We start from the raw sequence: 11,484 nt of genomic DNA, 5'->3' as shown, positions 1-11,484 counted from the left end.
CGGGCGGGGGTTGAGCCACGGCGGTGCTGCCACGCCGAGCAGGACCGGGGTGCCGGTGTGCTCCACGGAGTTCCGGGGCCCTGGCGTGTGACGTGGACGAGAGCCGGGCCCGGGCCCGGGCGCGGACGCGGAACGTCGGGCGAGGTGGGTGAGACGGGCGAGGTGAGCGGCGCGGTGTTCCCCCGCACCGGGAGGGTCTTCGTCCGGACCGGTCAGCGACGGGGTCGGTGAGGCTGCCGCCATGCCGGACCCGGCGGCCGGGGCGGCGTGGACAGGGGCCGGCGGTCGCCGGCGCCTATTTTCCGGTCGATGGAATGAGGAGCTCCAACGAGACCAGCTGGCAGGCTGACCTGCTGAAACACTAGAACAATGCTCGCAGGTGCTTGCACGATCGTCTCGGCTCCGGGAGCAGAGGCCGAATCGTGCTGCAATGGACGCATGCCACTCGAAGAGCTTCGCACCCTGCTGGCCCGGCATGCCCGCCCCGACTGGACCACTGCCATCGACGGTGTCCTGATCTCCAAGGTCGACCGGGCGGATCCCCCCGTGCCGTCGATGTCCGGCACCGTTCTCGCCGTCATCGCCCAGGGCGCCAAGCACCTCGCCCTGGGCGACCGGGTCTACGAATACGGCGCCGGGCAGTACCTGGTCGCCTCCGTCGACCTGCCCGTCACGGGGCAGTTCACCCGGGCCGACCCCGAGGAGCCCGCGCTGGGGTTCGGCCTGATGCTGGAGCCGTCCGCCGTCGCCGAGCTGCTGCTTCAGGCCGGTCCCGGAGACGCGCCCCGAACCGGCACCGGTGCGCCGTCGGGGATCGCCGTCAGCGACGCACCGCCCGCGATGCTCGACGCGGTGGTTCGGCTGCTGCGCCTGCTGGACGAACCCCGCGACCGCGCCGTACTGGCGCCTCTGATCAAGCGTGAGATCCTGTGGCGCCTGATGAGCGGCGAACAGGGCGCGGCGGTGCGGCAGCTCGGCCTCGCCGACAGCGGCCTCAGCCACATCTCCCGTGCGGTGCGCTGGATCCGCGAGCACTACGCCGAGCCCTTCCGGGTCGAGGACGTGGCACGACTGTCCGGCATGAGCGTCTCCGCCTTCTACCGCAACTTCCAGGCGGTGACCGCGATGAGCCCCATCCAGTTCCAGAAGCAGATCCGGCTCCAGGAGGCCCGGCTGCTGCTCGTCACCCACCCGGGCGACGTCACGGGAGTCGGCCACCGTGTCGGCTACGACAACGCCTCACAGTTCAGCCGCGAGTACCGCCGCCAGTTCGGCGAACCCCCGAGCCGGCACGCGGTCCGTCTGCGCGGCGCCGCGCGTACCCCCGCAGGCGCGCTGACCTGACCGGCCGGTGCGGGGCAACGAGAGGATCGTGCAAGACACGGGGAGGATGTATCTAACGTTCATGCAGGTCAGAGCGCTTCGATGGAATCACGAATTCTCCTGGGAGCAGGAAAACGGATAGCTCCGCGGGTCCCGAAACATCGTGAGGATCACACCATGAAGACCGTTCTGATCACCGGCACCTCCTCCGGCTACGGTCGGGAGACCGCTCTCCACTTCCACGGGCAGGGGTGGAACGTCGTCGCGACGATGCGCACACCGCGTGCCGGCGTGCTGCCCGAGTCGGACCGGCTCCGCGTCGTCGAACTCGATGTGACCAAGCCCGAGACCATCACCGGGGCGATCCAGGCGGCAGGGCACCTCGACGCCCTGGTCAACAACGCGGGCATTCCCTCGATCGGCGTGTTCGAGGCGACGCCCATGGCCCGGGTACGAGAGGTCTTCGAGACCAACACGTTCGGCGTGATGGCCACGACGCAGGCAGTGCTGCCCCAGTTCCGCGAGCGCGGTTCCGGCGTGGTGGTCAACGTGACGTCCAGCGTGGTGCTGGGCCACGTGCCGCTCACGGCCGTCTACAAGGCGAGCAAGATGGCCGTCGAGGGATTCACCGCCTCCCTCGCGCTCGAACTCGAGCCCTTCGGCGTGCGGGCGAAGACCGTCGAACCGGGTGCCTGCCTGACGACGAACTTCGGCGAGACGGCACTGGACGGCCCGTCCCTGGAGGAGTCGGTCCCGGAGCCCTACCTCGCGTGGGCGGAGAAGACCATGGGCGGATTCATGAACCAGGATCTGTTCACCAAGGAGAGCGACGTCGCCGAGACGGTGTGGCGTGCCGTGCACGACACGACGGGCCAGCTTCGATTCCCCGCCGGCCCCGACGCGGTGCGGCTCGCCCAGGCGAAGTGATCGACCGGCGGGAACATCGACCGGCGGGAACATCGACCGACGGGAACATCGACGGCGGGGACCCGGCCGGGACCCCCAGGGCCGGATGCCCTGGGGGTTGCGACGCCTCGGCCTTCACGGAGCCGGCCGGGGACGCCCCGCCGTTCGCGAACCGGAAGACGGCATCGTGGGAGGCGTATTGCCTGACCCGGCGAAGTCCTGCACAGTTCGCCCCATGCGGAACCTTCCTCTCTTCCCCGCGTCGTTGGTCGGCAGCTATGCGCAGCCCGAGTGGCTCATCGACCGGGCGAGACTGGCCGACCGGTTCCCTCCCCGGGTCCGCGCGCGTGAGCTGTGGCGGCCGGACCAGGAGCACCTGGCGGAGGCACAGGACGACGCCACGCTGCTCGCCATCCGGGCGCAGGAGCGAGCGGGACTCGACGTCGTCACCGACGGCGAGATGCGCAGGGAGAGCTACTCCAACCACTTCGCCACCGCGCTGGAAGGCGTCGACATCGACAACCCCGGTGAGGCGCTGGACCGGAGCGGCCACCCGAACCCCGTGCCGCGTGTCGTGGGCCCGATCAGCCGGCCCGAGCCGGTCCAGGCCGGCGACGTGAGATTCCTGCGCGCCAACACCGACCGCGTCGTCAAGGTCACCGTGCCCGGCCCGTTCACGATGTCGCAGCAGGCGCAGGACGACCACTTCGGCAGCCCCGAGGCTCTGGCGATGGCATACGCCGAGGCGGTCAACGCCGAGGTGCACGATCTCTTCGCCGCCGGCGCCGACATCGTGCAGCTCGACGAGCCCTACATGCAGGCACGCCCCGAAGCGGCACGGGAGTTCGGCCTGAAGGCGCTGAACCGGGCGCTGGAGGGGGCTCCGGGAACCACCGCGGTGCACATCTGCTTCGGCTACGCCGCGATCATCCACGAGCGGCCCTCGGGTTACTCCTTCCTTCCCGAACTGGCCGACTGCGCCTGCGATCAGGTCTCGATCGAGACCGCACAGTCCGGTCTCGACACCTCGGTGCTCAAGCACCTGCCGGGCAAGACGGTGATCCTCGGCGTCATCGACCTCTCCGATCACGCCGTGGAGACCGCCGGGACCGTGGCGGCCAGGATCAGGCGCGCGCTGCCGTACGTGGACCCGGAGCGCATCGTCGTCGCGACGGACTGCGGCATGAAGTATCTGCCCAGGCAGTCCGCCGAGGGCAAGCTCCGTGCGATGGCCGAGGCCGCGGAAATCCTGCGTGCCGAGGTCGGCGGATAGCGCTCTGACCGGGAAGGTCCGCCGGGTCGGTGGGAGGGGGCAGCGGCTGCGGCGCAGCGTGGTTCGCGGCAGGTCCGCCGGCTGGGCTTACACCCCCCGGCGGGCCCCTGTGCCATCTGCCCCTGTGTCACCTGCGCCAGAAGATGTGGTGTGTCACTCCGCTCGTGCTGGGCACGACCTCGAGGTGGTACCGGTCGAGCAGCTCGTCGGGGGACTGCCAGAGCCGTAGTCCGGACCCGAGCTTCACCGGTGAGACCGCCACATGCATGGTGTCGACGAGGCCGGCGTCGAGGAACTGCCGGATGGTGGTGACCCCGCCGCCGAGCCGGACGTCCTTGCCCTGTGCTGCCTCCCGGGCCTGCTCGAGCACCGTGACGGGGTCGCCGCCGACGAAGTGGAAGGTGGTGTCGGAGAGCGTGAACGACGGGCGCCCGTGGTGGGTCAGGACGAAGACCGGGGTGTGGAACGGGGGCTCGTCTCCCCACCAGCCGCGCCAGTCGTGGTCCTGCCACGGCCCGCGCTGGGGCCCGAACTTGTTGCGGCCCATGATCTCAGCGCCGATGTTGTGCGCGAAGTCCCGCGTGAAGTAGTCGTCCAGGCCCCGGCTCCCGCCGGGTTCCGTGCGATTGGGCCAGCTCGCGGTGGCGCCGGCCCAGGCGAACAGCCTCTCGGCACCGTCAAGGCCGAACGGCCTCTTGAAGCTCTGGTCCTCGCCGGCGCCGATTCCGTCGCTCGAGACGTTGAAGTTCTGGACCCTCAGCAGCTGAGCCATCTGCCCTCCTGTGCAGTCGACAATGGTGGTGAGACTCTCCGGGCCGCGGAAACTCATCGCGTCCGTGACCGGCCGAACCGGGCCAACTGCTTTGCCCGCACGGGAGGTTCGCAGGGACTGATCAGGCCGCGTGAGCGGGGAGGGGCCTCCCTTCGGATACGTTTCCCGCCGCGTACTCCTGGGCGTGTTCCCCGCCTTGTGCGGCCAGGATTCGAGAGGCGCCGAGGGGCGGGGTGTTCGGCCCGGGGACGTCTCGGCGCGGCGGCAGGGGTGAGGTCCTCGTGATACTTTCGGCGTCGCCGTGCGCTGCTGCGACCGAGGAGGTGAGACCGATCAACGCTCTGACAGGTCGGGACTCCCTCCGTCGCACGACTTGAGGGAGTGCCCGCGGTAGGCATCCCGAAAGGCTTGCGACGCAATGCACTTCACCTCTGAGACGTCGTCCGAAGGCGTCCGCGAACAGCTCTTCACCCTTGACGGGATTCCCGGCGCGCTGTGGACGCCGGAAGGCGCCGTCGGTACTCGTCCCCTCGTCCTGCTGGGACACGGCGGCGGCCGGCACAAGAAGGCGCCCGGCATCGTTGCCCGTGCCACCCGGTTCGTGGCCGAATGCGGTTTCGCTGCCGTAGCCGTCGACGTGCCCGGCCACGGCGACCGGCCCAAGGACGAGGAGTACGACAGGATCGCGAGCGCGAACCGGGTGCGTGCGGATTCAGGAGAGGAACTCGCCCCGCTGATCGCCGAGTTCCAGGCGCGCGTGGCTCGGCAGACCGTCCCGGAATGGCGGGCGGTCCTGGACGCGGTCCAACAAGTCGGCCACGTCGGCGTGGGCCCCGTCGGATACTGGGGCGTGTCGCTGGGATGCGGCCTCGGCGTTCCGTTCGTCGCCGCCGAACCCCGTGTCCGTGCGGCGGTTCTGGGCCTGGGCGGGGCGCCGGAACTGGCCGGGGCCGCCGCGCGGATCACCGTCCCGGTGGAGTTCCTGGTGCAGTGGGACGACGAACGGGTGCCGCGTGAGAGGAGTCTGGAGCTGTTCGACGCCTTGGCCTCTGCCGAGAAGACGCTGCACGCCAATGCCGGCAGGCACGGGGACATCCCGCCGTTCGAGCTGGAGAGCACGCTGCGGTTCTTCGCCCGTCACCTCGGCACGGACCGCCGCCCGTAGCGCGCGAGGCGCCGGCCGGGATCCGCTCCCGGCCGGCGTGTTCGGCGAACACCGTTCTGCACGGCCGGAGTTCAGGGTGCGGTCAGTCCGCGGCCTTGTGCGTGGCTGCGGTGCGGAACCCGGTGTACGTGTACGGGTTGTCGAGCACCTCGGTCTCGGGGATGTCAGGGTTCATGCCCTGCCGCCATGCCTCGTCCCCGAGGGCCCCGCGCAGGTGATCGACGGTGGCCTCGACGGTACGGCGGACGGCCGGGAGGTCGACGTCGACGAGCCTGTGGTCGTGCTTGACCACCCGGCCGTCGACCATGACCGTGTGCACGTCGGCCCGCTGGGCCTGGAACGCGACGTGCCCGTACGGGTTGAGGACCGGGAACATCGCGGGCGAGGCGTCGTTCTTGATCAGCACGATGTCGGCCTTCTTGCCGGCCTCGAGACTGCCGATCCTGCCGTCCAGGCCGAGGGCCTTCGCCCCGCCGCGGGTCGCCCACTCGACGACCTGGTCGGCACGCAGTCGGCAGTGGGTCACCGTGTCGCCGGCGGCGTGCGCTTCCAGGTGCTCGCGCGCGCGGTCGGCTCCGAGCGTCGAGCGCATCGCCGAGAAGAGGTCGCCGCTCCACCAGGCGCTGGTGTCCATGGAGAGCGCGACGGGTATGCCGTGCGTCCTCAGCACCCACGTGGGCGGGTAGCCCTGACCGCAGCTCTGCTCGCTCTCGGTCGACACCGACACCGTTCCTCCGGTGGCCGCGATGCGGTTGTAGGAGTCGGCGTTCAGCGTCGTCGCGTGCACGTAGACGGTCCCGGGCGTCATGAAGCCGTGGTCGTGCATCAGGCGGATGCTGTCGTCGTTGGTCGCACCCCACACGCCGGCGTGCGTCGTGACCGGGGCGCCGAGGTCGCGCGCCACCTCGAACGCGGCCCGCTCGGGGAACTCCGGATCGCCGGTCACGTCGAAGGCCATCTGGAAGCCCAGCATGTCGCTGCCCGTGAAGCGCCTCTCGACGAACGCGCGGAACTCCGGCCTTGCCGACCACTCCCACGGCGCGGCCTGGATGTTGCCGTAGGCCAGGACGAACCTCCCGGGCACGGCCTCCAAGGCGTCGACGGCGGCCTCGGCGTGGTCCGTCGTCTGCAGTCCGTGCGACCAGTCGACGGTGGTGGTCACCCCGGCGTCGAGCGCTTCCACTGCCGACAGCAGGTTCCCCGCGTGGATGTCCTCGGGACGGAAGAGTTTGCCGTGTTCGAGGTAGTACCAGACGAAGTACTGCGTCAGCGTCCAGTCGGCGCCGTACCCGCGCATCGCCGTCTGCCACATGTGCCGGTGGGTGTCGACCATGCCGGGCATCACGATGCCGTCGGTGGCGTCGATCTCGACGGTGCCCTCGGGGACTTCCAGGCGCCTTCCGACGGCCTCGATGCGCTGACCGGTCACGAGCACGTCCGCGTCGGTGAGCACCGACCTGCGGTCGTCCATCGTGAGAACGGTGCCGTTCCGGAGGACGACGGCACGTTCCGGCCCGGACATCCACTGAGGCGAACCGCCGATTGTCATGTTCGTCCCCTCCACTCTTGTGCACGTACGGGTGGCTACTTCTTCGGAGAGGCGTAGGGCACGAGCATCCGCGACGTGCGCACCACGCTCAGTCCGGCGATCCCGAGGACGGGCAGCAGCGTCAGCTGCCACAGTCCGGCGCCCTGCCATCCGAGCCGGCCGACCAGCCAGGCGAAGATCAGGCCCGAGAAGGCGGCGCCGACGTAGTAGGTGAGCATGAACATCCCGGCCCCGCGTCCGACGTGCTCGGGCCGGACCGCCCGCTGCATGGCGGTGGTGCAGTTCGTGAACAGCACGCCGCTTGCGAAGGTGCCGATGAGGAAGGCCAGCACGTAGTGCGCCGCCGGTGAGGTCACGACCTGGTAGGCGAGGAAGGTGCAGCCGGCGGCTCCGACGAAACCGACGGCCAGCAGCATGCGCTGGTCGTAGCGGTCGCCGAGCCAGCCGGCCGGCAGGGCCATCATGGCGCCGAAGCCGGCCATGGACAGCGCGAACGCCGCCTCACCGGCGGAGAATCCGAGCTCCTTCGCGAGGAACGTGGGGTAGAGGCCGAGGAACCCGTAGAAGACCAGCCCGGAGACGACGCAGGCCACTCCCAGTCCCACGGTGTTGCGGTTGAGCGGGTTCGCGGGCACGTGGTCGTAGCTCTGCGATGCGGCGCCCGGTGTGCCGACCGCCTCGGTCAGCCTCTTCGAGACCGACACCACGATGAGCAGCGACATGACCACGCCGATCGCGGCGAAGACGTAGAACGGCCCGCGCCAGTCACCCCATGCGGAGACGATCTGCGTTCCGACGAGCGGGCCGAGGAAGATGCCCAGGCCGAACGAGACGCCCACGACCCCGGCGGCCACCGCCCGCCTGTGGAAGAAGAACGCCCCGACGACCGCGTAAAGGGCCGCGGCGTGAATGCCCTCTCCGATGCCTGAAAGCAGCCGGTAGGCGCTCATGTCCACGAATCCGCCGGCCAGCGGGACGCCGACGGTGCCGGCCGAGTACATCAGCACGGCGATCACGAGGATGTTCCGCCGCGAGAGCCGGTCCACGAGGAAGCCGCCGAGGAGGCCGGCGGCCGCCAGACCCAGCGTGAACCCGGTGGCGAGCGTGCCGCCCTGTTCCAGGCTGAACCCGAACTCGCCGCTGATGTCGGGCAGCAGCGGATAGAAGATCTGCCGGTCCATCGCGTTGAGCATGTACGAGAGACAGAGGACGCCGAAGCCGACGACGACCACTCTCCGTGCGCTGCCGGACCCTCCCGGCGTGTTCCCGGTCTCCACCTGCTGCTGCGGAACGCTCGTCACGGCGTACTCCTCGGTGTCCGGTGTGCGGACAGTCGTCCGTGGAGCAGTAAAGTAAGAGCGGGCCCGCACGGTGTCAAGGTCACGGCACTGCGACGACGTGCCGCGTGGTTGACTGAAAGGTCCGCGAGGCTCGCGACCGCGCGTCGGAGCCCGGAAACGTGCCGTCCGGAGATGCAGCCAGCCGCAGGAGTGCCGATGCCCCGCCGCGACCCTGACCCCGACTTCATCGAGTCGATCGCTCGGGGCTTCGACGTGATCAAGGCGTTCGACCAGCACCGGCCGGTGATGTCGCTGAGCGAGGTCGCCGCGGCCGCCCGGTTGGCGCGTCCGACGGCTCGGCGGATCCTGCGTACCCTGGAGTCGCTCGGTTACGTGCGTACGGTGGACGCCGGTTTCGCCCTGACGCCGCGGGTTCTCGAACTCGGGCTGACGTACGTGCAGGGCATGGGGCTGTGGGAGGTGGTGCGCCCCCACATGGAGAAGCTCGTGGCGCAGACCCACGAGTCGAGTTCCATCGCGCAGCTGGACGGCTCCGACATCGTCTACGTGGGCCGCGTCGCCGTACCGAAGATCATCACGCTTGCCGTCCAGATCGGCACGCGATTCCCGGCGCCCGCCACGTCGCTGGGGAAGATCCTGCTGGCCGACCTCGGCGACGACGAACTGGAGCGCACGCTCGCCGAGCCGAGCCGCGCGGGAGTCGTCGCGAAGTGGCAGCCCGAACGGGCCGAGCTGGACGCCGCGTTGCGCCAGGTTCGGGCGCGTGGCTGGGCCCTGACCGACGAGGACCTCGCCGCCGGCATCCGGTCGATCGCGGCGCCGCTGCGTGACGGCACCGGCAGGGTCGTCGCCGCCATGAACGTCACCGTGCACGCTGCCGAGACGTCGGTGGAGACCCTCACCGGGGAGTACCTCCCCCTGCTGCGGGAGACGGCGAGCGCCGTGAGCGCCGAGCTGGCGCTGCATGACGCCCTGCCGCGCACGGTGGTCGAGTCCGAGGTCTCCTGACCGCTCCCGGCCCGCAGGCCGCTCTTGCCGCTCTTGCCGCTCTTGACATCGGCAGTGCATGTGCCGATGCTGAGCCGAGTCCGGACAGTTGTCCGTAGAGCGGGCAGGGAGGGAACTCTCTTGGTGGATGTCTCGGTGGGTGTCTCGGTGGATGACGCACGTCCGGAGCAGGGCCGAGGGAACCGGCCCCTCGCAGGGCTGCTCGTCGCCGACTTCTCGCGCATCCTCGCCGGCCCGTACGCGAGCATGCTGCTGGCCGACATGGGCGCCGACGTCGTCAAGGTGGAGGGCCCCGACGGCGACGACACCCGGACGTGGTCGCCCCCGCTGCGCGACGGCGTCGCGACGTACTACCTCGGCATGAACCGGAACAAGCGGTCCATCGCACTCGACTTCCGCGACTCGGACGACCGGGCGCTCGCGCAGGAGCTGGCGGCACGGGCCGACATCGTGCTGGAGAACTTCCGCCCGGGCGGCCTCGTCAAGTTCGGCCTGGACTACGACAGCGTCGCTGCCGCGAACCCCGCCGTCGTCTACGCCTCCATCAGCGGGTTCGGCTCGGGCGGCGGCGCCGCGCTACCCGGCTACGACCTCATCGTGCAGGCCATATCGGGCCTGATGAGCCTGACGGGCGACCCCGACGGGCCACCGTTCCGCTCCGGGATCTCCGTGTTCGACGTGATGTCCGGCATGCAGGCGACGATCGGAGTCCTGGCGGCACTTCAGCACCGCAACCACACCGGCCGCGGGCAGCACGTCGAGGTCAACCTGCTCGCCACGGCCCTGTCCGGGATGGTGAACCACACCAGCGCCTACGTCGCCGGGGGCGTCGTCCCGCACCGCATGGGCAACGCCCACCCCAGCCTCTTCCCGTACGAGCCCCTGCCCACGGCCGACGGCGATCTGATCATCACGGCAGGCAACAACGGGCAGTTCGCCACGCTGTGCAAGGTGCTGGGTGTGCCGGAGCTGGCCGAGGACCCGAGGTTCGGCACCAACCAGGAACGCACCGCCAACCGCGACCAACTCCGTCCGCTTCTGGTCGAACGCCTGCGGACAAGGGGGCGGATGGACTGGTTCCGTGAACTCCTCGACGCCGGCGTCCCCTGCGGGCCCATCAACTCCGTCGAGGAAGGCGTCGCGTTCGCCGAGCAGTTGGGCCTGGACCCGGTCGTACACGTCGGAGAGGGCGACAGCGCGGTCCCCTCCGTGCGCAACCCGGTCACTTTCTCCGAAAGCCCCGCGCGCTACGACCTTCCGCCTCCCGCCCTCGACGAGCACGGCGCGGAGCTGCGGGCCTGGCTCACCGGGCCCCGCCGCTGACAGCAGGACACCAACACCCTCGAGGAGCTCCCGGAGTGGACAACGGCTCACCTCCCGGCACACCGTCGTATCCGACGTCGCTGGGCACGTCGGACGCCGAGACGATCTCGCTGCTCGGGCACGACCTGGCCACCGAGCTGATGGGCAGCGTCGGCTTCGGCGAGCTGGCCATGTGGCTGGTGACGCAGCAGCGGCCGACGCCCGGCCAGGTCCGACTCTTCGAGGCGGTGCTGGTGGCGCTCGCCGACCACGGATTCACCCCGACCGCCATCGCCGCGCGCCTGACCTACCTCTCGGCCCCGGACTCGGTGCAGGGCGCGCTGGCGGCGGGTCTTCTCGGCGGCGGGTCCCGGTTCCTCGGCGTGACCGAGGACTGCGGCGGTTTCCTGGCCCGCGCCCTGGAGGAGCACCGGGACGGGCTTCCCCAGGACCCGGAGGACGAGGCCGGGTGGGACGCGCCGGCGCGGGCCGCGGTGCTCAGGGCCCGGGAGGCCCGCAGCATCGTTCCCGGTCTCGGTCATCCCGTGCACAAGGAGCGGGACCCGCGCACCGCGAGGCTCCTGGCCATCGCGGCGGAGGAGGGCCTGAAGGGCCCGCACCTGCGGCTGTTCGAGGCCATCGGCCGGGTCCACCCCGACGTACTGGGCAGGCGCCTGCCGCTCAACGGCGCCGGCGTGTGCGGTGCGGCGCTGGCCGACCTGGGTCTGCCGGTCGGCCTGCTGCGGGGGTTCGCGCTCCTCGCCCGCACCGCCGGGCTGCTCGGGCAGCTGGCTGAGGAGACCCGCCGGCCCGTCGCCGGCGACATCTACATGTCCGTGGACCGCAACGCGGTCTCCGTGCCCCCGGAGACAGCCTGACCGAACC

General features: G+C 70.4%; 10 protein-coding genes. 7 read left to right on the top strand and 3 right to left on the bottom strand.

What is annotated here, in order from left to right; translation table 11 throughout:
* Positions 1-438 precede the first annotated feature (438 nt).
* The 3 genes from EV375_RS17735 (at position 439) to EV375_RS17725 (ending at position 3,502) form a co-directional block, all read left to right on the top strand.
* On the top strand, positions 439-1,344 hold the full coding sequence (locus EV375_RS17735) for an AraC family transcriptional regulator (protein WP_130300292.1): 906 nt from the start codon (positions 439-441) through the stop codon (positions 1,342-1,344).
* 156 nt (positions 1,345-1,500) lie between these two features.
* Positions 1,501-2,250 carry an SDR family oxidoreductase gene (locus tag EV375_RS17730; protein WP_130300291.1) on the top strand — a complete coding sequence of 250 codons (750 nt, stop codon included), beginning with the start codon at positions 1,501-1,503 and terminating at the stop codon, positions 2,248-2,250.
* Positions 2,251-2,464: 214 nt separating this feature from the next.
* A complete protein-coding gene (locus EV375_RS17725; RefSeq protein ID WP_130300290.1) occupies positions 2,465-3,502 on the top strand; it encodes a uroporphyrinogen decarboxylase family protein in 1,038 nt (345 codons plus the stop codon).
* A 127-nt stretch (positions 3,503-3,629) separates the two neighbouring features.
* Here the strand turns inward: EV375_RS17725 and EV375_RS17720 are convergent, their stop codons facing one another.
* Positions 3,630-4,274, bottom strand: a complete 645-nt coding sequence (locus EV375_RS17720; protein WP_130300289.1) for a dihydrofolate reductase family protein — start codon at positions 4,272-4,274, stop codon at positions 3,630-3,632.
* A 418-nt stretch (positions 4,275-4,692) separates the two neighbouring features.
* On the opposite strand from EV375_RS17720, the gene EV375_RS17715 reads away from it, so the two are divergent.
* Positions 4,693-5,439 carry an alpha/beta hydrolase family protein gene (locus EV375_RS17715; protein ID WP_130300288.1) on the top strand — a complete coding sequence of 249 codons (747 nt, stop codon included), beginning with the start codon at positions 4,693-4,695 and terminating at the stop codon, positions 5,437-5,439.
* Between the two features lie 82 nt (positions 5,440-5,521).
* Here EV375_RS17715 and EV375_RS17710 read toward each other — a convergent pair whose 3' ends face one another.
* Complete coding sequence (locus EV375_RS17710) at positions 5,522-6,988, bottom strand: amidohydrolase family protein (RefSeq protein ID WP_207228157.1); 1,467 nt, start codon at positions 6,986-6,988, stop codon at positions 5,522-5,524.
* Between the two features lie 35 nt (positions 6,989-7,023).
* Entirely contained in the window at positions 7,024-8,289 is a 1,266-nt protein-coding gene (locus tag EV375_RS17705) for an MFS transporter (RefSeq protein ID WP_130300287.1), read from the bottom strand.
* A gap of 195 nt (positions 8,290-8,484) precedes the next feature.
* Between EV375_RS17705 and EV375_RS17700 the strand changes: the two genes are divergently transcribed.
* From EV375_RS17700 to EV375_RS17690, 3 genes are all read left to right on the top strand, one after another.
* Positions 8,485-9,297, top strand: a complete 813-nt coding sequence (locus EV375_RS17700) for an IclR family transcriptional regulator domain-containing protein (protein ID WP_130300286.1) — start codon at positions 8,485-8,487, stop codon at positions 9,295-9,297.
* 147 nt (positions 9,298-9,444) lie between these two features.
* A complete protein-coding gene (locus EV375_RS17695) occupies positions 9,445-10,620 on the top strand; it encodes a CaiB/BaiF CoA transferase family protein (RefSeq protein ID WP_486588747.1) in 1,176 nt (391 codons plus the stop codon).
* A gap of 35 nt (positions 10,621-10,655) precedes the next feature.
* Positions 10,656-11,477, top strand: coding sequence for a citryl-CoA lyase (locus EV375_RS17690; protein ID WP_130300284.1), 822 nt, complete (start codon positions 10,656-10,658; stop codon positions 11,475-11,477).
* Positions 11,478-11,484 lie beyond the last annotated feature (7 nt).

The sequence above is a fragment of the Streptomyces sp. CNZ301 genome, assembly GCF_004217425.1.
Note: the sequence above shows the minus strand (reverse complement) of the source record. Positions and strands in the feature narration are given on the sequence as shown.

Coding starts and splice junctions, on each gene's coding strand:
- EV375_RS17735 (WP_130300292.1), top strand. CDS start 439: ATGCCACTCGAAGAGCTTCGCACCCTGCTGGCCCGGCATGCCCGCCCC.
- EV375_RS17730 (WP_130300291.1), top strand. CDS start 1,501: ATGAAGACCGTTCTGATCACCGGCACCTCCTCCGGCTACGGTCGGGAG.
- EV375_RS17725 (WP_130300290.1), top strand. CDS start 2,465: ATGCGGAACCTTCCTCTCTTCCCCGCGTCGTTGGTCGGCAGCTATGCG.
- EV375_RS17720 (WP_130300289.1), bottom strand. CDS start 4,274: ATGGCTCAGCTGCTGAGGGTCCAGAACTTCAACGTCTCGAGCGACGGA.
- EV375_RS17715 (WP_130300288.1), top strand. CDS start 4,693: ATGCACTTCACCTCTGAGACGTCGTCCGAAGGCGTCCGCGAACAGCTC.
- EV375_RS17710 (WP_207228157.1), bottom strand. CDS start 6,988: ATGACAATCGGCGGTTCGCCTCAGTGGATGTCCGGGCCGGAACGTGCC.
- EV375_RS17700 (WP_130300286.1), top strand. CDS start 8,485: ATGCCCCGCCGCGACCCTGACCCCGACTTCATCGAGTCGATCGCTCGG.